This window comes from Streptomyces tibetensis (assembly GCF_040647715.1).
In the GTDB taxonomy this organism is placed as follows: domain Bacteria; phylum Actinomycetota; class Actinomycetes; order Streptomycetales; family Streptomycetaceae; genus Streptomyces; species Streptomyces tibetensis_A.
Genome location: NZ_JBEZCR010000011.1, coordinates 132,911 through 154,134, shown reverse-complemented (window position 1 = coordinate 154,134; position 21,224 = coordinate 132,911). Strand labels below are relative to the sequence as shown.

24 protein-coding genes, 1 tRNA gene and 1 pseudogene are annotated in these 21,224 nt (G+C 70.2%); 12 read left to right on the top strand and 14 right to left on the bottom strand.

Annotated elements, in window-relative coordinates; genetic code table 11:
- Positions 1-154 precede the first annotated feature (154 nt).
- Positions 155-337, top strand: a complete 183-nt coding sequence (locus AB0B29_RS27970) for a hypothetical protein (protein ID WP_362244223.1) — start codon at positions 155-157, stop codon at positions 335-337.
- Positions 338-391: 54 nt separating this feature from the next.
- On the opposite strand, the gene AB0B29_RS27965 is transcribed toward AB0B29_RS27970, so the two are convergent.
- The 3 genes from AB0B29_RS27965 to nth form a co-directional block, all read right to left on the bottom strand.
- The gene (locus AB0B29_RS27965; RefSeq protein WP_362244222.1) at positions 392-1,591 is read right to left on the bottom strand and encodes a MarP family serine protease; all 1,200 of its coding nucleotides are present in this window, start codon (positions 1,589-1,591) and stop codon (positions 392-394) included.
- Positions 1,592-1,604: 13 nt separating this feature from the next.
- The gene (locus AB0B29_RS27960; RefSeq protein WP_362244221.1) at positions 1,605-2,300 is read right to left on the bottom strand and encodes an NUDIX hydrolase; all 696 of its coding nucleotides are present in this window, start codon (positions 2,298-2,300) and stop codon (positions 1,605-1,607) included.
- A 106-nt stretch (positions 2,301-2,406) separates the two neighbouring features.
- Complete coding sequence (nth, locus tag AB0B29_RS27955; RefSeq protein ID WP_362244220.1) at positions 2,407-3,330, bottom strand: endonuclease III; 924 nt, start codon at positions 3,328-3,330, stop codon at positions 2,407-2,409.
- Positions 3,331-3,665: 335 nt separating this feature from the next.
- Here nth and AB0B29_RS27950 point away from each other — a divergent pair, with 335 nt between their 5' ends.
- Both AB0B29_RS27950 and AB0B29_RS27945 read left to right on the top strand, forming a co-directional pair.
- On the top strand, positions 3,666-4,340 hold the full coding sequence (locus tag AB0B29_RS27950; RefSeq protein ID WP_010031945.1) for a Crp/Fnr family transcriptional regulator: 675 nt from the start codon (positions 3,666-3,668) through the stop codon (positions 4,338-4,340).
- A gap of 150 nt (positions 4,341-4,490) precedes the next feature.
- Positions 4,491-5,312, top strand: a complete 822-nt coding sequence (locus tag AB0B29_RS27945; protein ID WP_362244219.1) for a nucleotidyltransferase domain-containing protein — start codon at positions 4,491-4,493, stop codon at positions 5,310-5,312.
- An 84-nt stretch (positions 5,313-5,396) separates the two neighbouring features.
- On the opposite strand, the gene AB0B29_RS27940 is transcribed toward AB0B29_RS27945, so the two are convergent.
- The 4 genes from AB0B29_RS27940 to AB0B29_RS27925 form a co-directional block, all read right to left on the bottom strand.
- Positions 5,397-6,227, bottom strand: a complete 831-nt coding sequence (locus AB0B29_RS27940; protein ID WP_362244218.1) for an MBL fold metallo-hydrolase — start codon at positions 6,225-6,227, stop codon at positions 5,397-5,399.
- Positions 6,224-7,093, bottom strand: a complete 870-nt coding sequence (locus tag AB0B29_RS27935; protein WP_362244217.1) for an NUDIX hydrolase — start codon at positions 7,091-7,093, stop codon at positions 6,224-6,226. The genes AB0B29_RS27940 and AB0B29_RS27935 overlap by 4 nt, the downstream gene beginning before the upstream one ends.
- Before the next feature lie 90 nt (positions 7,094-7,183).
- Positions 7,184-7,645 (bottom strand): RidA family protein, encoded by a 462-nt coding sequence (locus AB0B29_RS27930; protein WP_234750046.1) that lies wholly within the window; start codon positions 7,643-7,645, stop codon positions 7,184-7,186.
- Complete coding sequence (locus AB0B29_RS27925; RefSeq protein ID WP_097218487.1) at positions 7,645-7,803, bottom strand: DUF4177 domain-containing protein; 159 nt, start codon at positions 7,801-7,803, stop codon at positions 7,645-7,647. The genes AB0B29_RS27930 and AB0B29_RS27925 overlap by 1 nt, the downstream gene beginning before the upstream one ends.
- Positions 7,804-7,910: 107 nt before the next feature.
- Between AB0B29_RS27925 and AB0B29_RS27920 the strand changes: the two genes are divergently transcribed.
- Both AB0B29_RS27920 and AB0B29_RS27915 read left to right on the top strand, forming a co-directional pair.
- Positions 7,911-8,888 carry an ArsA family ATPase gene (locus tag AB0B29_RS27920; RefSeq protein WP_362244216.1) on the top strand — a complete coding sequence of 326 codons (978 nt, stop codon included), beginning with the start codon at positions 7,911-7,913 and terminating at the stop codon, positions 8,886-8,888.
- A 165-nt stretch (positions 8,889-9,053) separates the two neighbouring features.
- A complete protein-coding gene (locus AB0B29_RS27915) occupies positions 9,054-10,475 on the top strand; it encodes an ArsA family ATPase (protein WP_362244215.1) in 1,422 nt (473 codons plus the stop codon).
- A 96-nt stretch (positions 10,476-10,571) separates the two neighbouring features.
- Here AB0B29_RS27915 and wblA read toward each other — a convergent pair whose 3' ends face one another.
- Complete coding sequence (gene wblA / locus AB0B29_RS27910; protein ID WP_030846174.1) at positions 10,572-10,910, bottom strand: transcriptional regulator WblA; 339 nt, start codon at positions 10,908-10,910, stop codon at positions 10,572-10,574.
- Positions 10,911-11,318: 408 nt separating this feature from the next.
- Here wblA and AB0B29_RS27905 point away from each other — a divergent pair, with 408 nt between their 5' ends.
- Positions 11,319-13,622: a transglycosylase domain-containing protein gene (locus tag AB0B29_RS27905; protein WP_362244214.1), complete on the top strand. Its 2,304-nt coding sequence runs from the start codon at positions 11,319-11,321 to the stop codon at positions 13,620-13,622.
- Between the two features lie 343 nt (positions 13,623-13,965).
- On the opposite strand, the gene AB0B29_RS27900 is transcribed toward AB0B29_RS27905, so the two are convergent.
- Entirely contained in the window at positions 13,966-14,430 is a 465-nt protein-coding gene (locus tag AB0B29_RS27900) for a GatB/YqeY domain-containing protein (RefSeq protein ID WP_053669666.1), read from the bottom strand.
- A 134-nt stretch (positions 14,431-14,564) separates the two neighbouring features.
- On the opposite strand from AB0B29_RS27900, the gene AB0B29_RS27895 reads away from it, so the two are divergent.
- The 3 genes from AB0B29_RS27895 (at position 14,565) to AB0B29_RS27885 (ending at position 16,576) form a co-directional block, all read left to right on the top strand.
- A complete protein-coding gene (locus tag AB0B29_RS27895; RefSeq protein ID WP_362244213.1) occupies positions 14,565-15,503 on the top strand; it encodes a metallophosphoesterase in 939 nt (312 codons plus the stop codon).
- A gap of 181 nt (positions 15,504-15,684) precedes the next feature.
- Positions 15,685-16,455 (top strand): Pr6Pr family membrane protein, encoded by a 771-nt coding sequence (locus AB0B29_RS27890; RefSeq protein WP_362244212.1) that lies wholly within the window; start codon positions 15,685-15,687, stop codon positions 16,453-16,455.
- 47 nt (positions 16,456-16,502) lie between these two features.
- Positions 16,503-16,576 (top strand) — tRNA-Pro (locus AB0B29_RS27885).
- A 77-nt stretch (positions 16,577-16,653) separates the two neighbouring features.
- Here AB0B29_RS27885 and AB0B29_RS27880 read toward each other — a convergent pair.
- Positions 16,654-17,051, bottom strand: a pseudogene (locus AB0B29_RS27880) (tyrosine-type recombinase/integrase); the annotation flags it as partial.
- Between the two features lie 204 nt (positions 17,052-17,255).
- Here AB0B29_RS27880 and AB0B29_RS27875 point away from each other — a divergent pair.
- The gene (locus AB0B29_RS27875; RefSeq protein WP_362244211.1) at positions 17,256-17,564 is read left to right on the top strand and encodes a hypothetical protein; all 309 of its coding nucleotides are present in this window, start codon (positions 17,256-17,258) and stop codon (positions 17,562-17,564) included.
- 264 nt (positions 17,565-17,828) lie between these two features.
- On the opposite strand, the gene AB0B29_RS27870 is transcribed toward AB0B29_RS27875, so the two are convergent.
- Complete coding sequence (locus AB0B29_RS27870; protein WP_362244210.1) at positions 17,829-18,002, bottom strand: hypothetical protein; 174 nt, start codon at positions 18,000-18,002, stop codon at positions 17,829-17,831.
- 324 nt (positions 18,003-18,326) lie between these two features.
- Here AB0B29_RS27870 and AB0B29_RS27865 point away from each other — a divergent pair, with 324 nt between their 5' ends.
- Positions 18,327-19,082 (top strand): class I SAM-dependent methyltransferase, encoded by a 756-nt coding sequence (locus AB0B29_RS27865; protein ID WP_362244360.1) that lies wholly within the window; start codon positions 18,327-18,329, stop codon positions 19,080-19,082.
- Between the two features lie 302 nt (positions 19,083-19,384).
- Here AB0B29_RS27865 and AB0B29_RS27860 read toward each other — a convergent pair whose 3' ends face one another.
- The gene (locus tag AB0B29_RS27860; RefSeq protein ID WP_362244209.1) at positions 19,385-20,065 is read right to left on the bottom strand and encodes a hypothetical protein; all 681 of its coding nucleotides are present in this window, start codon (positions 20,063-20,065) and stop codon (positions 19,385-19,387) included.
- A complete protein-coding gene (locus AB0B29_RS27855; RefSeq protein WP_362244208.1) occupies positions 20,049-20,468 on the bottom strand; it encodes a hypothetical protein in 420 nt (139 codons plus the stop codon). Before AB0B29_RS27855 ends, AB0B29_RS27860 begins: the two co-directional genes overlap by 17 nt.
- A 74-nt stretch (positions 20,469-20,542) precedes the next feature.
- On the opposite strand from AB0B29_RS27855, the gene AB0B29_RS27850 reads away from it, so the two are divergent.
- Positions 20,543-20,722: a hypothetical protein gene (locus tag AB0B29_RS27850; RefSeq protein WP_362244207.1), complete on the top strand. Its 180-nt coding sequence runs from the start codon at positions 20,543-20,545 to the stop codon at positions 20,720-20,722.
- Positions 20,723-20,797: 75 nt separating this feature from the next.
- On the opposite strand, the gene AB0B29_RS27845 is transcribed toward AB0B29_RS27850, so the two are convergent.
- Positions 20,798-21,208 carry a hypothetical protein gene (locus AB0B29_RS27845; RefSeq protein ID WP_362244206.1) on the bottom strand — a complete coding sequence of 137 codons (411 nt, stop codon included), beginning with the start codon at positions 21,206-21,208 and terminating at the stop codon, positions 20,798-20,800.
- Positions 21,209-21,224: the final 16 nt, after the last annotated feature.

Sequence of the window (21,224 nt, the reverse complement as noted above, 5' to 3'; positions counted from 1 at the left end):
CGCCGACCGGTGACCGCCGATCGATGACGGGCCGACCGCGCCCGGTACCGGCTGGTGAACGCTTGTCCTACGAACGGCCAATTGCCCGGCGCATAGGCCAATTGGACGCCCCGGGAGCGGTTATCGACCATGGGGCGGGGGCACACGTCGGGGTATGGGCTGGACGCACGACTACAGTGACGCAACCCGCAATCGCCGCTCGGCGGGCGGTGCGAACCCCCACCATCGAAGCGGCGCACCGCAGATGGCCACCAGGGACCCCCGGGTCGGGATTCCGCTGATCCTCCGCCGCCGCGCCCGCTGGGTCTCCGTACGTCTTCGCCACACACGCGACTGAGGCATCACTCGCACGAGTGACACCCCGACACCCGCCGCTCCAGGGCCGCCGCCCCTAGAGGGCGCAGCTGTCGCTGCCCACCTGCCGGACGGCGGTGCGCCCCTTGGTGATGTCCTCCCGGATCTCGTCCATGGTCAGCGCGTAGCCCGTCTCGGCGTCGTCCAGCGACTTGGCGAAGACGACGCCGTAGACCTTGCCGTCGGGTGTGAGCAGGGGGCCGCCGGAGTTGCCCTGACGGACGGTCGCGTAGAGGGAGTAGACGTCGCGGCGGACCGTGCCACGGTGGTAGATGTCCGGGCCGTTGGCCGTGATGCGGCCGCGCACCCGGGCGGCGCGCACGTCGTACGCCCCGTTCTCCGGGAAGCCCGCGACGATCGCGTCGTCGCCGCTGGTCGCGTCCTTCTCGGTGAACCGCAGCACGGGTGCCTTCAGGTCCGGCACGTCGAGGACGGCGATGTCGCGCCGCCAGTCGTAGAGCACGACCTTCGCGTCGTACTTCTGGCCCTCGCCGCCTATCTGCACGGTCGGCTCGTCGACTCCGCCCACCACGTGCGCGTTGGTCATCACGCGACGATGGGAGAAGACGAAGCCGGTGCCCTCCAGGACCTTGCCGCAGCTCGGGGCCGTGCCCATGACCTTGACGATGGAGCGCTGGGCGCGGTGGGCCACGGGGCTGTTCGTCAGGGCCGGGTCGGGCGGCTGGACGTCGGTGATCGGCTCGTTCGAGAACGGGCTGAAGACCTGCGGGAAGCCGTTCTGCGCGAGGACGGAGGAGAAGTCCGCGAACCAGGTGGCCGCCTGGTCCGGCAGGGCCTGCGAGACGCCGAGCAGGACCTTGGAACTGCGGACCTCCTTGCCGACGGTCGGCAGGGTCGTGCCCGCGAGGGCGGAACCGATCAGCCAGGCGACCAGGAGCATCGCCACGACGTTGACCAGGGCGCCGCCGGTGGCGTCGAGGGCACGGGCCGGGGACCAGGTGATGTACCGGCGCAGCTTGTTGCCGAGGTGGGTGGTGAGTGCCTGGCCGACGGAGGCGCAGACGATGACGACGACGACCGCGACGACGGCGGCGGTCGTGCTCACCTCCGCGTTGTCCGTCAGCGCGTCCCAGATGACGGGCAGCAGGTAGACCGCGACGAGGCCACCACCCAGGAAGCCGATCACCGACAGGATGCCGACGACGAACCCCTGGCGGTACCCCACGACCGCGAACCACACGGCGGCGACCAGCAACAAGATGTCCAGCACGTTCACGGAGGCCACCCTGTCATGCGCGCCAGTCGAGGGGGACCTGCTTCTCACGGTCCCAGGGCCGCTCCCAGCCCGCGAAGTGCAGCAGCCGGTCGATGATTCCGGCCGTGAAACCCCAGACAAGGGCTGATTCGACCAGAAATGCCGGACCTCGGTGGCCGCTGGGGTGGACGGTGGTCGCCCGGTTGGCCGGATCCGTGAGATCCGCCACGGGGACGGTGAAGACCCTGGCGGTCTCGTTCGGGTCGACGACTCCGACCGGGCTCGGCTCACGCCACCAGCCCAGCACGGGTGTGACGACGAAGCCGCTGACCGGGATGTAGAGCCGCGGCAGGACGCCGAAGAGCTGGACGCCGGAGGGGTCGAGGCCGGTCTCCTCCTCAGCCTCGCGCAGGGCGGCGCGCAGCGGGCCGTCGCCGCCGGGGTCGCCGTCCTCGGGGTCGAGGGCGCCGCCCGGGAAGGAGGGCTGCCCGGCGTGCGAGCGCAGGGAACTCGCTCGCTCCATGAGCAGCAGCTCCGGGCCCTGCGCGCCCTCGCCGAAGAGGACCAGCACGGCGGACTGCCGCCCCGCCCCGTCCTCCGGCGGCAGGAACCGGCTCAGCTGCCTCGGACGGACCGTCTCCACGGCGTGCACCACGGGGTCCAGCCAGCGGGGCAGCCCGTCCTTGCTCAGCGTCACCGGGCCACCCTGTGTGTCGCTCGCACGCGTCATCGCCACCCCCGTCGTCCTGCCGCATCCAACGCACGACGGCCCTGAGATCGTTCCGCGAGCCCCCGGGATCCCCTGAACGGGCGGCGCGCCGGGCTCTCGGGGCGGCTCATCCGGCCCCCAGCGGCGGTGCCGGTTTGCCGCCCGCGTCGAGGTAGGCCTGTGGGGGGTTCAGACGCTGGCCGGGGAAGCCGCCCTTCTCGTACTTGAGGAGCTTCTTCGCCTTCTCCGGGTCGGTCTCGCCCTCGCCGTACGCCGGGCAGAGCGGAGCGATCGGGCAGGCCCCGCACGCGGGCTTGCGGGCGTGACAGATCCGGCGGCCGTGCCAGATCACGTGGTGCGAGAGATCCGTCCAGTCGCTCTTCGGGAAGAGCGCGCCGACGGCGGCCTCGATCTTGTCCGGGTCGGTCTCGCCGGTCCACTGCCAGCGGCGCACCAGGCGCTGGAAGTGGGTGTCCACGGTGATCCCGGGGCGGCCGAAGGCGTTGCCGAGCACGACGAACGCGGTCTTGCGGCCGACGCCGGGCAGCTTGACCAGGTCTTCGAGCCGGCCGGGCACCTCGCCCCCGAAGTCCTCCACCAGGGCCTTCGACAGCCCTATGACGGACTTCGTCTTGGCCCGGAAGAAGCCGCACGGGCGGAGGATCTCCTCCACCTCCTCGGGGTTGGCGGCGGCCAGGTCCTCCGGGGTCGGGTAGGCGGCGAAGAGGGTGGGTGTCGTCTGGTTGACGCGCAGGTCGGTCGTCTGGGCGGACAGGACGGTGGCGACGACCAGTTGGAAGGGGTTCGCGAAGTCCAGCTCGGGGTGCGCGTAGGGAAAGACCTCGGCGAGCTCGCGGTTGATGCGGCGGGCCCGGCGGACCAGGGCGGTACGCGACTCGTCGCCCGGCGGGTGGACGACGGCGGTGGGCGTGGCTTTCTTCGCGGAGCCGGTCTTCTTCGTGGACGCCGCCTTCTTCGCGGACCCCACTGTCTTCTCGGGCCCGGCCTTCTCCGCGGGCCCGGCCTTCTCCGCGGACGCCGTCTTCCTCACCGGTTCCGTCTTGTTCTCTTTCGCCGTTTTCCTACCGCCATCGGGGCTCTGTTCGCCCACAGCGGAATCGCGACGTACAACCACCCGCGCAGCCCCCTCGGCCTGTGCTCTCACCGGCGATTTGGACACCCGGCCAGCCTAAGGCCCGGTACCGACATCCGGCCCGGCCCCTGAAGATCGGCGCCCAATTGGACCCCTGCCGCGTACCCCGGGACACGTGTGCGGCATCCTTGTGACAGATCACACTGTTTGGACCGCCCGACAAAATGGGCACCACGGTCCCTCGGTACACGGGGGAGCAAGATCCCCTGAGCAGGTCGACAAGGAGAGAACTCGTGGACGACGTTCTGCGGCGCAATCCGCTCTTCGCGGCGCTCGATGACGAGCAGGCCGCGGAGCTCCGCGCCTCCATGAGTGAGGTGACCCTCGCCCGCGGTGACTCGCTGTTCCATGAGGGCGACCCCGGTGACCGTCTGTACGTGGTCACAGAGGGCAAGGTGAAGCTCCACCGCACGTCCCCCGACGGCCGCGAGAACATGCTGGCCGTGGTGGGCCCCGGTGAGCTCATCGGTGAGCTCTCGCTGTTCGACCCGGGCCCGCGCACCGCGACGGCCACGGCACTGACCGAGGTCAAGCTGCTCGGCCTCGGCCACGGCGACCTCCAGCCCTGGCTGAATGCGCGCCCGGAGGTGGCCACCGCGCTCCTGCGCGCCGTCGCGCGCCGGCTGCGCAAGACCAACGACGCGATGTCCGACCTCGTCTTCTCGGACGTGCCGGGCCGCGTCGCCCGCGCCCTGCTCGACCTGTCGCGCCGGTTCGGCGTGCAGTCCGAGGAGGGCATCCACGTGGTGCACGACCTCACGCAGGAAGAGCTGGCCCAGCTGGTCGGCGCGTCCCGCGAGACGGTCAACAAGGCCCTCGCGGACTTCGCCCAGCGCGGCTGGCTCCGCCTGGAGGCCCGCGCGGTGATCCTCTTGGACGTGGAGCGCCTCGCCAAGCGCTCCCGCTGACGCGCACGCTGCCGTACGTCATCGGGCCCCGTCTCCTCGCGAGACGGGGCCCGACGTCGTCAAGGAAGCCGTCAAGAAAACCGTCTAGGAAGCGTTCAAGGAAGCGGAAAGCGCGTCCCACGAGGGCCGTGCTGGCGGCACGGTGAGCGCATGACCGGCAATGCCACCCACCGCCCCGGACTCGACGCGCAGGGCTTCCTCACCCGGGAGGGCTCCCTCGCGCGCGTGCCCCCGGCTTTCCGGCCGGTCGTCACCGCGACACGCGACCGGCTGACCGACGTGGTCGGGCACCGGCTGCACAGCGCGTACCTCTACGGGTCGATCCCGCGCGGCACCGCGCGCGTGGGACGCAGCGACCTGGACCTGCTGCTCGCCCTGCACGAGGAGCCGACCGCGGCGGACCGGGACGGCGCCCGGGCGCTCGGCGCGGCACTGGACGCGGAGTTCGGGCAGATCGACGGGCACGGCACCCTGCTGTTCAGCCGGGCGCGGCTGCTGAGCGACCTGGAGAGGTACGACCTGGGCTGGTTCGTCGCCTGCCTGTGCACACCGCTGCTGGGCGAGGACCTGGCCGCCTGCCTGCCGCGCTACCGCCCCGACTCGCTGCTGGCCCGCGAGACCAACGGCGACCTTGCCCTGCTCCTCCCCCGCTGGCGCCGGCGGATCGCCGAGGCGGACGACACGGAGGAGGCCCGGCGCCCCCTGGTCCGCTTCATGTCCCGGCATCTGGTCCGTACCGGCTTCACGCTCGTCATGCCCCGCTGGAACGGCTGGACCAGCGACCTGCACGAGATGGCCGAGGCCTTCGCGGGGTACTACCCCGAGCGTGGCGAGCAGCTGCGGGCCGCGGCCGCCCTGGGGCGGGAGCCGGCCGGAGACGCCGCCGTGCTCGCGGCGTACGTCGGCGATCTGGGCCCCTGGCTCGCCGCGGAGTACGAGCGCGTGCACGGCGTCAAAGCACCGCGTCCCTGAAGGGCTCTGGATGATCCGGTCAGGGCACCGCGTCCCTGAAGGGCTCTGGATGATCCGGTCAGGGCAACGCGTCCCTGAGGGCCTCTAGATGAGCCCGTGCTCTTCGAGGTAGTCCATCTGCGCCCGCACCGACAGTTCCGCCGCCGGCCACAGGGAGCGGTCCACGTCGGCGTAGACGTGGGCGACGACCTGCGCGGGGGTGCGGTAGCCGTCCTCCACGGCCGTCTCGACCTGGGCGAGGCGGGTGGCACGGTGGGCGAGGTAGTACTCGACGACGCCCTGGGCGTCCTCCAGGACCGGTCCGTGGCCCGGCAGGACCGTGTGGACGCCGTCGTCGACCGAGAGGGAGCGCAGGCGGCGCAGGGAATCCAGGTAGTCGCCGAGGCGGCCGTCGGGGTGGGCCACGACCGTCGTACCGCGGCCGAGGACCGTGTCACCGGTGAGGACCGCCCGGTCGGCCGGGAGGTGGAAGGAGAGGGAGTCCGCGGTGTGGCCGGGGGTCGGTACGACGCGCAGTTCCAGCCCGCCGGTGGTGATCACGTCTCCGGCGGCCAGGCCCTCGTCGCCCAGGCGCAGGGCGGGGTCGAGGGCACGCACGCGCGTGCCGGTCAGTTCGGCGAACCGGGTGGCGCCCTCCGCGTGGTCGGGGTGGCCGTGGGTCAGCAGGGTGAGGGCGACGCGCTTGCCGGCCTGCTCGGCCGTGGCGACGACCCGGCGCAGGTGCCCGTCGTCCAGCGGCCCCGGGTCGACCACCACGGCCAGGTCGGAGTCCGGCTCGGAGACGATCCACGTGTTGGTGCCGTCCAGGGTCATGGCCGACGCGTTGGGGGCCAGGACGTTGACGGCCCGCGCGGTGGCGGGCCCCGAGAGGACCCCGCCGCGGGGCTGGCCGGGAAGGGCGCTGGCGTGCGTCATGCGGTGGCTCCACCGGTCGGGATGTGCTTGGTGAACTCGTCGTGGCCCGGCCAGGAGAGCACGATCTCCCCGTCCACCAGGCGGGCGGTGGCCAGGACCGGCGTGAGGTCACGCCCCTGGGCCGCGTCGAGTGCCCCGGCGGCCGTGTCGTACGCCGTCAGCTGGCGCAGGGTCGCGATCGTCGGCGGCATCATCAGCAGCTCGCCCTCGTCGTAGCGGGCCGCCGCCTCGCGCGGGGCGATCCACACCGTGCGGTCGGCCTCCGTGGAGGCGTTGCGGGTGCGCTGCCCCTCGGGGAGCGCGGCGACGAAGAACCAGGTGTCGTAGCGGCGGGCCTCGAACTCCGGGGTGATCCAGCGGGTCCAGGCGCCCAGCAGGTCGGAGCGCAGGACCAGGCCGCGGCGGTCGAGGAACTCGGCGAAGGACAGGTCCCGGGCGACCAGGGCGGCCCGGTCGGCCTCCCAGTCGGCGCCGGTGGTGTCACCGACGACCGAGTCGGAGCCGGGACCGGCGAGCAGGACGCCCGCCTCCTCGTACGTCTCGCGCACGGCCGCGCAGACGATCGCCTGGGCCGCCGTCTCGTCGACGCCGAGCCGCTGGGCCCACCACGCGCGCGTGGGGCCCGCCCAGCGGACGTGGTGGTCGTCGTCACGCGGGTCGACACCGCCGCCCGGATACGCGTACGCGCCTCCGGCGAAGGCCATGGAGGCGCGTCTGCGCAGCATGTGGACGGCGGGGCCGCTGCCGGTGTCCTTCAGGAGCATGACGGTGGCCGCACGCTTGGGGACCACCGGCGTGAGGGTGCCGGTCGCGAGTGCGCGGATGCGGTCCGGCCACTCCGGGGGGTACCACTGACCGTTCGCCATGGGCGCGAGGCTATCCCGTGACGGGCGGATGTTCGAGTGGCCCCCGGGACGGATCCCGCAGCTGGGACCCGCTGAAGGGCCCCTGGGGTGTTACGCGAGTTCCACCTGGATCTCGACCTCGACCGGCGCGTCCAGCGGCAGTACCGCGACGCCCACGGCGCTGCGCGCGTGCACACCCTTGTCGCCGAGGACCTCGCCGAGCAGCTCGCTCGCGCCGTTCAGCACCGCGGGCTGGCCCGTGAAGTCCGAGGCCGAGGCCACGAAACCGACGACCTTCACCACGCGCGCGATGCGGTCCAGATCACCGGCGACGGACTTCACGGCGGCCAGGGCGTTCAGCGCGCACGTACGCGCCAGCTCCTTGGCCTCCTCCGCGGTGACCTCCGCACCGACCTTGCCGGTGACCGGAAGCTTGCCGTCCACCATGGGCAGCTGGCCCGCGGTGTAGACGTACGGACCGGACTGCACGGCCGGCTGGTACGCGGCGAGCGGCGGGACCACGTCGGGCAGGCTCAGGCCGAGCTCGGCCAGCTTCGCCTCGACGGCGCCCACTACTGCTTCTCCCGCTTCAGGTAGGCGACGAGCTGCTCGGGGTTGTTCGGCCCGGGCACGACCTGGACGAGCTCCCAGCCGTCCTCGCCCCAGGTGTCCAGAATCTGCTTCGTGGCGTGGACGAGCAGCGGCACAGTCGAGTATTCCCACTTGGTCATGCGGCCGACTCTAGCCCCTGGCGGGCAGGGGCCACGCGGCCCACCACCGCACCGGTTGTCCACAGCCTCCCGCGTGGCCCGGGCGCGGACTGGTTAGGCTCGAATACGTGAGCAGGCTCCAGGTCGTCAGCGGCAAGGGCGGTACCGGCAAGACCACGGTGGCCGCGGCCCTAGCGCTGGCCCTGGCCACGGAGGGGAAGCGGACGCTTCTCGTCGAGGTCGAGGGCCGTCAGGGCATCGCGCAGCTCTTCGAAACGGAGGCGCTGCCTTATGAGGAACGGAAAATCGCGGTAGCACCCGGGGGCGGGGAGGTGTATGCCCTCGCCATCGACCCCGAACTGGCCCTTCTGGACTACCTCCAGATGTTCTACAAGCTGGGCAGCGCCGGCCGGGCCCTGAAGAAGCTCGGCGCGATCGACTTCGCCACCACCATCGCGCCCGGCCTCAGGGACGTCCTCCTGACCGGCAAGGCGTGCGAGGCGGTGCGCCGCAAGGAGCGCAGCGGGCGGTTCGTCTACGACTACGTCGTGATGGACGCCCCGCCGACCGGTCGGATCACGCGCTTCCTGAACGTGAACGACGAGGTCGCCGGCCTCGCCAAGATCGGCCCGATACACAATCAGGCGCAGGCGGTGATGCGGGTGCTGAAGTCGCCGGAGACGGCGGTGCACCTGGTGACGCTGCTGGAGGAGATGCCCGTCCAGGAGACCGCGGACGGCATCGCCGAGCTGCGTTCGGCCCGGCTGCCGGTGGGACGGATCATCGTGAACATGGTCCGGCCTGAGGTGCTGGACGAGACCGACCTGGAACTCCTGCGGACGGTCCCGCGTTCCACTGTCGCGCGGTCCTTGTCGTCCGCGGGCCTCGGCGGGGCGCGGCGCGGGGGGCACGCCGAGCGGCTGGTGGACCCGCTGCTCACACAGGCCGATGAGTACGCCGAGCGGTACACGCTGGAGCACGAGCAGCGTGCGGTCCTGGCCGAGCTGGGCCTGCCGCTGCACGAACTGCCCCTGTTCGCCGAGGGCATGGACCTGGCAGGGCTGTACGAGCTGGCCCGCGAGCTGCGCGAGCAGGGCGTGTCATGAGCCGGTGCGGACAGGCACGTGGGCAGGGCGTGTCATGAGCCGGCACGGACGGGGCACGCGAGCAGCGCGCGTCACGCGCCAGGACCGACAGGGCACGCGAGCAGCGCACGTCACGCGCCAGGACAGACAGGCAAGGCCCGTCATGAGTCGGAAGCAGGGGATGTCATGAGTCGTCCGGACCCGGCCCACACCCACGATCCGGCCCGCCCGCACCTCGCCCCCGCGCGCCTGCTCGACGTCGATCCGCTGCTGGAGGACCCGAAGACCCGGATCGTGGTGTGCTGCGGCTCGGGCGGGGTCGGCAAGACGACGACCGCGGCGGCCCTGGGGCTGCGCGCGGCCGAGCGGGGCCGCAAGGTGGTCGTCCTGACCATCGACCCGGCCCGCAGGCTGGCCCAGTCCATGGGCATCGACTCCCTGGACAACACCCCGCGCCGGGTGAAGGGCATCGACGACACGGCGGGCGGCGAGCTGCACGCGATGATGCTCGACATGAAGCGCACCTTCGACGAGATCGTCGAGGCGCACGCGGACCCCGAGCGGGCGGCCGCCATCCTGGGCAACCCCTTCTACCAGTCGCTCTCGGCGGGCTTCGCGGGAACGCAGGAGTACATGGCGATGGAGAAGCTCGGGCAGCTGCGTGCCCGGGACGAGTGGGACCTGATCGTCGTCGACACCCCGCCGTCCCGGTCGGCGCTGGACTTCCTGGACGCGCCCAAGCGGCTCGGCTCGTTCCTGGACGGCCGGCTGATCCGGCTGCTGACCGCACCCGCGAAGCTGGGCGGCCGGGCCGGGATGAAGTTCCTGAACGTCGGGATGCAGATGATGACCGGCACCCTCGGCAAGCTGCTGGGCGGTCAGCTCCTCAAGGACGTCCAGACGTTCGTGTCCGCGATGGACACCACGTTCGGCGGCTTCCGCACCCGCGCGGACGCGACGTACAAGCTGCTCCAGGCGCCCGGCACGGCGTTCCTCGTGGTCGCGGCCCCGGAGCGGGACGCGCTGCGCGAGGCCGCCTACTTCGTGGAGCGGCTGGCCGCGGAGGACATGCCGCTGGCCGGTCTGGTGCTCAACCGGGTGCACGGCAGCGGCGCCGGCGGGCTGTCGGCCGAGCGGGCGCTCGCCGCCGCGGAAAATCTTGAAGAGCCCCGCATTGTGGATCAGGAGGACGGGAAAGCAGTACTTCGTAACTCCCCCGACGCACAAACCAGTTCAGACTCTCCCACGCCCGGAACACCAGCTCGGGCATCGGCTCCCGAAGGTGGCTCCCCCACCGATGACGTCGAGGACACCGAGCACCCCGGGGACACGGAGCACATGGAGGACCCCGAGCGGTCCGTCGAGCAGCTCACGGCAGGTCTGCTGAGGCTGCACGCCGATCGCATGCAGCTGCTCTCCCGTGAGCAGCGCACGCGTGACCGCTTCACCGCGCTCCACCCCGAGGTGGCCGTGACGGAAGTGGCCGCACTGCCCGGGGACGTGCACGACCTCGCGGGACTGCGCGAGATCGGCGACCGGCTGGCGGCCGACGAGCGTGAGCTTCCCGACCCCGCCGACCTGCCGGAACCGCCCGAGGCGAGTGCCTGAGCGCAACCGGGTGAGGGCGGGTCACCAGGGTGGGGACTCGTCGGCACCGGCGGCGAAGGGCCCTACCAGGACCTGGGGACTTCCCGGAGGAATTCCTCAGCTCACCGCCGCGTAGTTCTCGTAGATCTCGTCGTCGTCGAGGGGCAGCACACCGCACCCCCGCTCGTACTCCGTGCGCGCCGTCTCCAGCAGCCGGCGCCAGGAGGTCACCGTGGGACGCCTGCGCAGCAGTGCGCGGCGCTCCCGCTCCGTCATGCCTCCCCACACACCGAACTCGACGCGGTTGTCGAGCGCGTCAGCCAGGCACTCCGTGCGCACCGGGCAGCCGGTGCACACCGCCTTGGCCCTGTTCTGCGCTGCTCCTTGAACGAACAGTTCATCCGGATCGGTAGTGCGGCAGGCCGCCTGCGCACTCCAGTCGACTACCCAGCCCATACCGGCGCCGTCCTCTCCCGAATCGAGGCTCCCCCACGGCGGCAGCGGCATATTCACCGCCGCCAGTTGAGGACGTTACGGAAGGTGGGCACAGCGCAACACCCCCAGCGGGCCCAATCTTGAATGGCCCGAACGGACTATGGGTAAGCGGCAGATCACCCGGGGGAGTGAGCTGGCGACATACGTAACTTTCCCGGCAAACCAGGACAGTTCAGTTGCGCCACAACGGACGCCGTATGACACACAAGGCGGATTCGGACACGACCCCGACAAAAAAGTCGGGGAACACCCAGAACGATTCGGGGTCGCCGGACGTATTGATACGTGGCCTCACTGCTGTGACAGTTGAGAGCAGCTTAGGCCAAGGCCTATACGCCTGTCCGGCGAATGAGAACGTAGGCTGCCCCCATGCCAAAGAAGCGCTCGGGCGGTGGTCTGTCTCCCACGCAGCAGGCCGCCAAGTTCCTCGGAGTCAGTGTCCTCGCGGGAGCCGTGCTGGCCGGCATCGCACTGCCCGCCGTGGGCGCGCTGGGCCTGGCGGCCAAGGGATCGGTCGAGAGCTTCGACGAGCTCCCGGTCAACATGAAGACCCCGCCGCTGAGTCAGCGCACCACGATCCTCGACGCCGACGGCGGCCAGATCGCCACGGTGTACTCGCGCGACCGCACGGTGGTCCCCCTCAAGGACATCTCGCCGTACATGCAGAAGGCGATCGTCGCGATCGAGGACTCGCGCTTCTACCAGCACGGCGCCGTCGACCTCAAGGGCGTGCTGCGCGCCCTCGACAAGAACGCGCGCAGCGGTGAGGTCTCCCAGGGCGCCTCGACGCTGACGCAGCAGTACGTGAAGAACGTCTTCGTCGAGGAGGCGGGCGACGACCCGACGAAGGTCGCGCAGGCCACCCAGCAGACCATCGGCCGCAAGATCCGCGAGCTCAAGTACGCGATCCAGGTCGAGGAGGAGCTGGGCAAGAAGAAGATCCTCGAGAACTACCTGAACATCACGTTCTTCGGGCAGCAGGCCTACGGCGTCGAGGCCGCCGCCCAGCGCTACTTCTCCGAGTCCGCCAAGGACCTCAGCCTCGAGCAGGCGGCCCTGCTCGCCGGCATCGTCCAGTCGCCCAGCCGGTACGACCCGGTCAACGACGAGACGGAGGCCACCAAGCGCCGCAACACCGTGCTCCAGCGCATGGCGGCCGTCGGCGACATCTCCTCCGCGCAGGCCGCCGACGCCATGAAGGCACCGCTCGGCCTGAAGGTCAGCAAGCCCAAGAACGGCTGCATCACCGCGGTCAAGGGCGCGGGCTTCTTCTGCGACTACGTGCGCGAGGTCTTCCTGACCGACCCGGTCTTCGGCAAGACCAAGGAGCAGCGCGCGAAGATCTGGAACCAGGGCGGCCTCACCATCCGCACGACGCTGGACCCGCAGTCGCAGAACGCCGCGCAGCGGTCCATCAAGGAGCACGTCTACAAGAGCGACGAGGTGGCCACCGCCGCCACGATCGTCCAGCCCGGCTCCGGCAAGATCCTCGCCATGGGCCAGTCGCGTCCGTACGGCGTCGACATCAAGAACGGCGAGACGACCCTCAACCTGTCCGTCGACGACGCCATGGGCGGCGGCATGGGGTACCAGCCCGGCTCGACGTTCAAGCCGATCGTGGCCGCCGCGGCCCTCGAGGACGGCATGCCGGCGAACAAGGTGTACTCCTCGCCCTTCCGGATGGCGTACCCGAGCCCGGTCTCGGCCTGCGACGGCAAGCGGTGGGTGAACGACCCCAACCGCCCGGCCAAGCTGCAGAACGAGAACTCCTCCGAGGTCGGCCCGTACGACATGCGGGAGGCGACCGCCAAGTCGGTCAACACCTACTACGTGCAGATGATCAGCGACATCGGCATCTGCCCGGTGACGACGATGGCGAAGAAGATGGGCGTCGTGCGGGCCGACGGCAACAAGATGCCGCAGGTGCCCTCGATCGCCCTCGGCACCCAGGAGATGTCCCCGCTGACCATGGCGAACGCGTACGCGACCTTCGCCTCGCGGGGCATGTACTGCACGCCGGTCGCCATCGAGTCGGTCAGCCGGCGGGTCGGTGACAAGACCACGTCGCTCGCGGTCCCGAAGTCGACCTGCTCGCGCGCGATGTCGGAGAACACCGCCGACACCATCAACGCGCTGCTGAAGGGCGTCGTCGAGGACGGTACGGGCAAGAAGGCCGGCCTCGGCAGCCGCCCCAGCGCCGGCAAGACCGGAACGACGGACGAGCGCTACGCGGCCTGGTTCGTGGGCTACACGCCGAACATGGCCGGAGCGGTCTGGGTCGGCGACCCCGCGCACAAGCGCAAGATGTCCGGCATCACCATCGGCGGCCGGTCGTACGGCAAGGTGTTCGGTGGCGAGGTCCCCGGTCCGATCTGGGGCGACATGATGTCAGGCGCGCTGGAGGGCAAGCCCGTCGAGGACTTCCACACCGTGCACATCCCCGACAGCAGGCCGCGGGACCGCGGGGACGGGGACGGAGACGGTGGCGGCCGTGGAGACGGCGGCAACGGTGGCAACGACGGCTTCATCGGCGGTCTGGTCGGCGGCAACAACGGTGGCGGTGGCGGTGGCGGTGGCGAGACCTTCCCGACGCCCTCGTTCTCCATCCCGGAGGGCTTCTTCCGTGGGCAGGACAACGGCGGCGGCAACGGAAACGGCGGCCGCTTCGGCTGAGCCGACGGCGTGACGGAACGGCGAACGGCCCCTTCCTACCCGCGTGGGTGGGGAGGGGCCGTCGTTTCGTGCGGGGCGTCGTCCACGGGGGCCGTCGCTTCGTGCGGTCCGTCGTCGTACGGCGTCCCCGTCCTGGGCCGCCGTCCAGGGGCCTGTCGTCCGGTTGAGTGGTCGGCCGCCTCAGGGCCGATCAGGCGGGTCAGGCGGTGGGAGCGCCCTCGGGCCGATACAGCCGGGGCAACGCCTCCGGCCGATCAGACAGCGAGAGCACCCTCCGGCCGATCACGCAGTGGGAGCACCCTCCGGCCGTTCAGCCAGTGGCTCCTCCGGCCGATCAGACAGGTCAGCCGGCCAGCAGCTTCTTCACCGCGGCGGCGACGCGGCCGCCCTCGGCCTGCCCGGCCACCTTCGGGTTCACGATCTTCATGACCGCGCCCATGGCCCGCGGCCCCTCGGCACCGGCCGCCTTCGCCTCCTCGACCGCCTGGGCGACGATCTGCTGGAGCTGCTCGTCCGACAGCTGCTGCGGCAGGTACGTGGCGAGGACCTCGCCCTCCGCCTTCTCCCGCTCGGCCTGCTCGGCGCGACCGCCCTGGGCGAACGCGTCGGCCGCCTCACGCCGCTTCTTCGCCTCCCGGGTGATCACCTTCTGGACCTCGTCGTCGGAGAGCTCGCGCTTCTCCTTGCCCGCGACCTCCTCCTTGGTGATCGCGGCGAGCGTCAGCCGGAGCGTCGAGGAGCGCAGCTCGTCGCGCTCCTTGATCGCAACGTTGAGGTCATCCTGCAGCTTCGACTTGAGCGTGGTCATGGGGTCGATTGTCGCAGGTCCGAAAGGAACGGCGCCCCTCGTTTTAGGCGGTCATGGTCGAAGGGCCGGTGCGATCAGGGGATTTCGGGCACCGCCCGGCACGGACCACGGCCGGGGTCTGACACGATGGTCGTATGCGCGCGCGATACGGAGTCCCCCTGGGAATCGCGGCGGCTGGCGCCGCCGGTCTGGTGTACGCGGCGGGCTTCGAGGCCCGCTCCTTCCGCCTCCGCCGGGTCACCGTCCCGGTCCTGCCACCGGGAATGCGCCCCCTGCGCGTGCTCCAGGTCTCCGACATCCACATGGTCGGCGGCCAGCGCAAGAAGCAGCGCTGGCTGCGCTCCCTGGCGGGCCTGCGCCCCGACTTCGTGATCAACACGGGCGACAACCTGTCCGACCCGGAGGGCGTTCCGGAGGTCCTGGACGCGCTCGGCCCGCTGATGGAGTTCCCCGGCGCGTACGTCTTCGGCTCCAACGACTACTACGGCCCCAAGCTGCGCAACCCCGCCCGCTACCTGCTCGAGAAGGCCCAGGGCCGCCACGGGCTCAACGGCAACGTGCCGGCCGAGGGCGTGGTGCACAACCCGTGGGAGGACCTGCGGGACGGTTTCGACGCGGCGGGCTGGCTCAACCTGACCAACACGCGCGGCGAGCTCAAGCTCGAGGGCGGTTCGGTGGAGCTCACGGGCCTGGACGACCCGCACATCAAGCGGGACCGCTACGCGCAGGTGGCGGGCGGCCCGTCCCCGTCGGCGGACTTCTCGATGGGCGTGGTCCACGCCCCCTACCTGCGCAGCCTGGACGCCTTCACGGCCGATGCCTACCCCCTGATCCTGGCCGGCCACACCCACGGCGGCCAGCTGTGCATCCCCTTCTACGGTGCCCTGGTCACCAACTGCGACCTGGACACGGAGCGGGTGAAGGGCCTGTCCACGCACACGAAGGAGGGCCGTACGTCGTACCTGCACGTGTCGGCGGGCTGCGGCACGAACCGCTACACACCGGTACGGTTCGCGTGCCCGCCGGAGGCGACGTTGCTGACGCTGGTCGGACGCGAGGCTGTGGGCAGGTAGGCAGACAGGGCAGGTAGCGGTAGGGAGCAGAGGAGCTAGGGGACGTAGGCGAGGTAGATCGAGGCAGGCGAGGTGGGCGAGGCGCGGGAGGTAACGGGACGCGGCGGCCCGGCCCGGGCGGGGTAACCCGCACAGCCCTGCCCACATCGCCCCCTATGTCCGCTTCTGTCAGCGTGGGGGCATGACCGCCCCGATACCCCGGGACATCCCGGACCTCCCAGCGATACCGTCCCCGCCGGCACTGAAGCCCGCCCCCGTGCCCGCCACGGCCGTCGTCACCCCGGTCCGCCGCCCCGCGGCCGCGGCCTTCCGCCTGCTGATCGCCCTCGTGGCGACCGCGGGCGTGGCACTGGAACTGCTCCTCGGCGACCCGTCCCGGGTCCTGAGCTACTTCGTGATCCAGAGCAACCTGCTGCTGGCCCTGGTCATGACCCTCTCGGCCCGCCGCGCCTGGACGGCCAGGCGTCCGCTGCCGGGTGCGGTGCTGGGGGCGACCCTGCTCTACGTCGTGATCGCCGCCCTGGTGCACCACCTGCTCCTGGCGAACGAGGCGAGCCCGTTCTCTCTCACGGGCGAGGCGGCCACGCCGAGGGGCTGGCAGGCCCTCTCCCACGGGGTGCTGAACACGGTGACCCCGATCGCGGCGCTACTGGACTGGCTCCTGCTCACGTCCCCCGGCCGCCTGCACCTCCGCCAGGCCAGCACCTGGCTCCTCTACCCGATGGCCTACCTGGCCTTCTGCCTCACCCGGGGCGAGCTGCTCCTCCCGGGCACCCCCGACCGCTACCTCTACACCTTCCTGGACGTCGGCCAGGACGGCTTCAAGCGGGTCCTCGGCAACGCCCTCCTCCTGGGCCTCTCCTTCTACGCCCTGGCCGTCCTCCTCGTGGCCCTCGACCACGCCCGCCCGAACCCCATCCGCCACCGCGGCAAAACCGGATTTCGTCTCTAGCCACCGGTGGGCTAAAGTAAACGTCGTCGCCGCGACAGCAGCGACATCGGGGTGTAGCGCAGCTTGGCAGCGCGCTTCGTTCGGGACGAAGAGGTCGTGGGTTCAAATCCCGCCACCCCGACAGAGAAACACCAGGTCCGCAGCCTACTCACGTGAGTAGGCTGCGGACCTGTTTCGTGTGCGTGTCTATCTGCGTGACTAACGCTCCAGACCGCGCTTGAAGATGCTGTCCATGACCACCGCGCCGGCCTGGATCACGGGCGGATCCCCTTCCGGTAGACCTCCTCGGTCACGGCTGTCCCGGAGTGGCCGACGAGACGGGAGATCTCCTCCAGCGGGACGCCACGGTCGGACAGCAGGGACACGAAGCTGTGCCGGAGCTCCCGGGGCGTCCACTCGTCGGCAATCATCCCCTCGGCGTCCTTGAGCGCCTGGCGGAAGGCCCGCCGGACGTTGGTCGCGTCGAGCGGCTTGCCGACGGCCGAGGAGAAGACCAGCCCGTGTTCCTCCCAGCTGTCGCCAGCGGCAAGCCGTTCCCAGCCCTGGTCCTCGAACTGCTGCCACAGGACCTCGACGCATGGCGCCGGCAGAGCGAGCTCACCTGGGTCCGGAACCAAAGGGGCCGGCCGAGCCGCAACCTGGCGACCCTGGCGCCCTGGCCATCAGGCTGCATGCCCATCTGTGCTGGTTACTCTCGGCTGCGTGGCACTGAACGCACAGGAAGCGAAGATGGCGCATCCGCGCATGGCAGCGGGTGCGCTCTTCTTTGATGCCGCGGGGCGGGTCCTCATGTGGAACCCATGTACAAGGACTACTGGGAGATCCCCGGCGGGTACGTCGAGACCGGCGGTCGACTGGGCCCCGAAGGGGCTGAGGGCGACAAGGTGCTGTACCTGTTCGACGGCGATCAGCTCGGCCGGGACGACCTGGCCCGGATCCGCTTGCAGCCCGAGGAGCTGAAGAGCTTCGCCTTCTTCACTCCCGAGCAGATCTCGGAGCACACCATCCCGCGGTTGGCCCGACGCGTCATCGCGGTAACAGAGGCCCGGGCAGCAGCTTCGCCGGTCTACCTGGAGCACGGCCGGAGACCTGGCACAGAGGCGGCGTGAGCACGCCCCGCAGCATGAGTCGAGCGGATGGCATCCACCTCGTCCAGCGGCTCATGAACGCTGACTACGCCGACCAGGCCGAAGCCGACGAGATCATCACAGCACTCGTGCGTGGACTTGGCTGCCCGCACATCAGCGACTACGTCTTCTGGGACCACGATCCTCAGCTGACGGCAGAGAAGGTCGTCGACCGAGCCCTGCCCTACGAGCCGTTCGCCCTGGGCCCCGCCCCCGCCTTTTCAGATGTGCGCCTGATCTTCCCCATCACCTTTCGTCGAACTCGGCGCCATTTTTCAGCGCAAGAAGATCGTTCCCACGAAGACGACGGTCCCGGTCAAGCCGTTTCGCCCGGAACCTGCTCTGGCCGAAGCACACCAGGAGGCGGCCCTCGAAGTGCTGCGAAACCAGCGCGAACACGCTGGAGCGGGCTCCGGTCACGAGCGCCAAGATAAGAGAGGAGGAGACCCGGAATCTTCTTCTCATCGGACTGAACAGCCACTTCGAGGGCCAAGCTGTGGCGAGGTCTTCAACAACACCGGCAAGACGAACATCCTCATCCGCGTACTCGACACGCTGCGCATCACGTTCGGACGTATTGATTGTTCCGAAGCGCCGAACACGGCGAATGACCGAGTGAATCAGCTCGCGCTATCCGCGGCATGGGCGGACGGGTTGTCCTTGCAAAAACCATTGGTGCCCGGCTTGCTCCTCTGTTGGACTGACGTCCCGCCGTGAGTCTGCCGGGTGACGGAGGTAGTGGTTGTGACGGAATATGACGTGCTTGCCGAGGTGTACGAATGGCTCATCTCGGATGCAAAGCTGCCTCCCGCCGAGTTCGCTGCGTCGTTCGATGACGTCCTGAGCCTCCTGCCGTCGAACGCTCACGTCCTCGACTGTTCGTGCGGAACCGGACAATTGGCGGTCGGCCTCGCCGGTCGCGGCATGCAGGTTGTCGCAACTGACGCCAGTGAAGCGATGGTTCGCCGGACTGCAGAGCTGTCTGAGGAGTTCGGGGCCTCTGTCCGGACCGTGCGGGCGAACTGGGAAGAGTTGCCCGATCATTTCGAGGACGCCACGTTCGACATGGTGTTTTGCGTCGGCAATTCGCTTCACCATGCCGCGGGCGCGACAGGCAGAGGTGCTGCTCTGGAGTCGATGTCACGGCTTCTGCGCCCTGGCGGGCGCTTGGTGCTCACATCCCGCACTTGGGAACTCGTGAGGGCCAGAGGTTCCCGGCTGGACATCAGGGACCGACTCGTCCGACGAAACGGGCGCGATGCCGTCGTGGTCTACCGCTGGGAGATTGCGCCGCATTGGGAGGATGAGCACCACATCGAGATTGCGATCGCCCAAGTTGATGCGACTGGGCTGGTTCTTGTCCGCTCGGAACTGCTGTCCTGCTGGCCCTACCGGTACGAGGAACTCGAAGTCGAGCTGCACCGGGTCGGACTCCGGACGGAAGTGAGCACGTTCGATCTTGAGGCCGAGAACTACATGGTGGTCGCGAGCAAGGTATAGACACCGGGCTCTCAGTCCTCGACATAACCGGGCGGCTCACTGCCGTCGATCCGTTCGGGGATACGTCATGCTCGGGGGCCAAGCAGAGGGCCGAACGATCAGGCCACCGCGTCGCCCTCTCCCTCGCCCTCCTGTCATCCCCTTCCTGATCCCGGTCGAAGACGTCATCCACTGTTTCACCGCCTCCGTAGTGAAGCCTCAACTCAGAGTTGCCCCGGTCTGCCCCACAGTCCGACCAGCGGACAGGTCCGTTGGGCAACGAATGACACGGAGATCGTTCACGGCGACAAGCGTCAGCGGGATCACCGCCACTCGAGGTTCTCCCCCAGCGCGGAGCAGGTCCGGGCAAGCTCGGACTCGGCGAGTTCACGGGCGGCGTGGGCACGGTCCGCGGCCTTCTTCCCGATGGACAAGAACCCGAAGATCCCCGTGATGAAACCGGCCAGGACTGCGCTGACGCCCGCCACTCGGGCCGCTGAGGTCGCGTACCGAAGATTCAGACGGGCTGCGGCCTGCTGCCCCTGCACCCCTCGCTTCCTCGCGGACTCGGCAGCATTGGCCGTGCCCGCGGCGCAGACCTCCGCGAGAGCTGTGCACGCGAAGGCCAGCGGGATCAACCCGCCCAGGGCGAAGAGCACGGCACCGAGAACGGCTCCGGCATGCCCCCCAGCCGTTTCTGGGGCGGTGAACGCAGCGACCACGCTGTAGCAGGACGCCCCGAGCAGCCAGACGGTGAGCGACGTCCAGCCGAGCAGTGCCCCGCCGTGTCCCGTCCTCTTCGCTGCCTCCGGTTGCCTTCCTTGCAGACTCTCCTTCTCGCTGCGCCGGTGTCTCTTCGAAGCCTGGGGCTCGTCGTACCGCCCGTGGTCCGGACGTGCCGTCTGGTGGTTGAAGACGTCGCCGTACACGTTGCCCGCGATGAACACGCCAGGTCCGCTGTTGTGTTGCCCGGTCTGGCGCGGGGAGTCAGGCGTGTCCGTCATTCCCTGCGCCGTGGTTGATGGTGAGGCCGCCTGTGACGTTGCCGTTGATGAAGGTGCCCGTTCCGTGGTTGTGCTGGTTGACCACGGAGGTCGGGCGATCCTGCCGGCCCAGGGCCAGCAGCTCCGCGTACGCGACCGGTTCCGAGTCCGCGAGCCGTTCGAGCACGGGAGCCCACGTGATCGCGGCGGCCCGTACGACGGCCTCACGGTCGCCTGCGGGGGCCTGGGTCACAGCAGTCCGGTCTCGGTCCAGACGCTCGAGCTGAGCCGTTGCCCCGTCCCCTTGACCGCTGCGTCGCATCAGACGGCCGATGGCCTCACGGACCCTCTGGTACCCCTCCTGGGTCGCCTGGGTGAGGAAAGCCGCGGCCACGGTGGTCGCCGCGAACGTCACTTCGTCCACTTCGTATGTCCCCCCAACTGGTCGCAGCACTGTATCCGCGCGCGCCGCACGCAGCAGCCGGAACGGCTCATCTCGTGCCCGAGCCGGTCAACCGGAAGGCCGGCCCACCTCAGCGACGTGCCGACAGGGGATGCGCGGCCTTCGAGCGCATCACCCAGGGCTGGCCGGAGGAGGAGCGGCTCGAGTTCGCCCGTCTGCTCATCAAGTACGTGGACTTCGTGAGCGAGTTGCAGCAGGAGCCGGGCTCCGCCTGACCCTCCGGTTCCCTGCCCGGGGGCGCCGGGCGCTGTCCCCGTCCCCTGCTCAGGACCGGTGATCCGGCGGGCCGCCTAGGAGAGCGCCCCCACCAGCGTCCCCGCGAGGGTGAGGGCGAGGAACGCCGCCCCCCACGTCATCGCGTGCCGTATCCGGCGGTGCTTGACGCGGGTCGTCCGGGTCAGGAGCTGCGGCGGGGTGTCGGTGGTCGAGGGCGGGTGGGGCGTCCTCGCCAGGCTCAGCAGGACCAGGGACGGGGCGCAGGCCGCGCAGCCGGTCCAGAGGAGGAGCTGGGGGATCGCGGCGTACTGGGCGGGGGTGATGACGCCGGCGGTGATGGCGGTGAGGAGGGCGGCCAGGGCGGCGCCGAGGGTGGCCAGGGTCAGGCCCGCCCGGTGGTCGGCCCTCGCCAGTTCCTCGCGGGCCGCCTCGGGCGGAAGCGGCCGGCCGAGGTCCGCCGTGCGCTCGCCTCGGAGTGTGGTCATGCCTACCCCTCGCTGA

What these genes read in the sequence shown, in the direction of transcription:
- AB0B29_RS27970 (WP_362244223.1), top strand. Translation starts at nt 155, where the DNA reads ATGGGCTGGACGCACGACTACAGTGACGCAACCCGCAATCGCCGCTCG.
- AB0B29_RS27960 (WP_362244221.1), bottom strand. Translation starts at nt 2,300, where the DNA reads ATGACGCGTGCGAGCGACACACAGGGTGGCCCGGTGACGCTGAGCAAG.
- AB0B29_RS27945 (WP_362244219.1), top strand. Translation starts at nt 4,491, where the DNA reads ATGACCGGCAATGCCACCCACCGCCCCGGACTCGACGCGCAGGGCTTC.
- AB0B29_RS27940 (WP_362244218.1), bottom strand. Translation starts at nt 6,227, where the DNA reads ATGACGCACGCCAGCGCCCTTCCCGGCCAGCCCCGCGGCGGGGTCCTC.
- AB0B29_RS27935 (WP_362244217.1), bottom strand. Translation starts at nt 7,093, where the DNA reads ATGGCGAACGGTCAGTGGTACCCCCCGGAGTGGCCGGACCGCATCCGC.
- AB0B29_RS27925 (WP_097218487.1), bottom strand. Translation starts at nt 7,803, where the DNA reads ATGACCAAGTGGGAATACTCGACTGTGCCGCTGCTCGTCCACGCCACG.
- AB0B29_RS27915 (WP_362244215.1), top strand. Translation starts at nt 9,054, where the DNA reads ATGAGTCGTCCGGACCCGGCCCACACCCACGATCCGGCCCGCCCGCAC.
- wblA (WP_030846174.1), bottom strand. Translation starts at nt 10,910, where the DNA reads ATGGGCTGGGTAGTCGACTGGAGTGCGCAGGCGGCCTGCCGCACTACC.
- AB0B29_RS27905 (WP_362244214.1), top strand. Translation starts at nt 11,319, where the DNA reads ATGCCAAAGAAGCGCTCGGGCGGTGGTCTGTCTCCCACGCAGCAGGCC.
- AB0B29_RS27900 (WP_053669666.1), bottom strand. Translation starts at nt 14,430, where the DNA reads ATGACCACGCTCAAGTCGAAGCTGCAGGATGACCTCAACGTTGCGATC.
- AB0B29_RS27895 (WP_362244213.1), top strand. Translation starts at nt 14,565, where the DNA reads ATGCGCGCGCGATACGGAGTCCCCCTGGGAATCGCGGCGGCTGGCGCC.
- AB0B29_RS27890 (WP_362244212.1), top strand. Translation starts at nt 15,685, where the DNA reads ATGACCGCCCCGATACCCCGGGACATCCCGGACCTCCCAGCGATACCG.
- AB0B29_RS27875 (WP_362244211.1), top strand. Translation starts at nt 17,256, where the DNA reads ATGTACAAGGACTACTGGGAGATCCCCGGCGGGTACGTCGAGACCGGC.
- AB0B29_RS27860 (WP_362244209.1), bottom strand. Translation starts at nt 20,065, where the DNA reads ATGACGGACACGCCTGACTCCCCGCGCCAGACCGGGCAACACAACAGC.
- AB0B29_RS27845 (WP_362244206.1), bottom strand. Translation starts at nt 21,208, where the DNA reads ATGACCACACTCCGAGGCGAGCGCACGGCGGACCTCGGCCGGCCGCTT.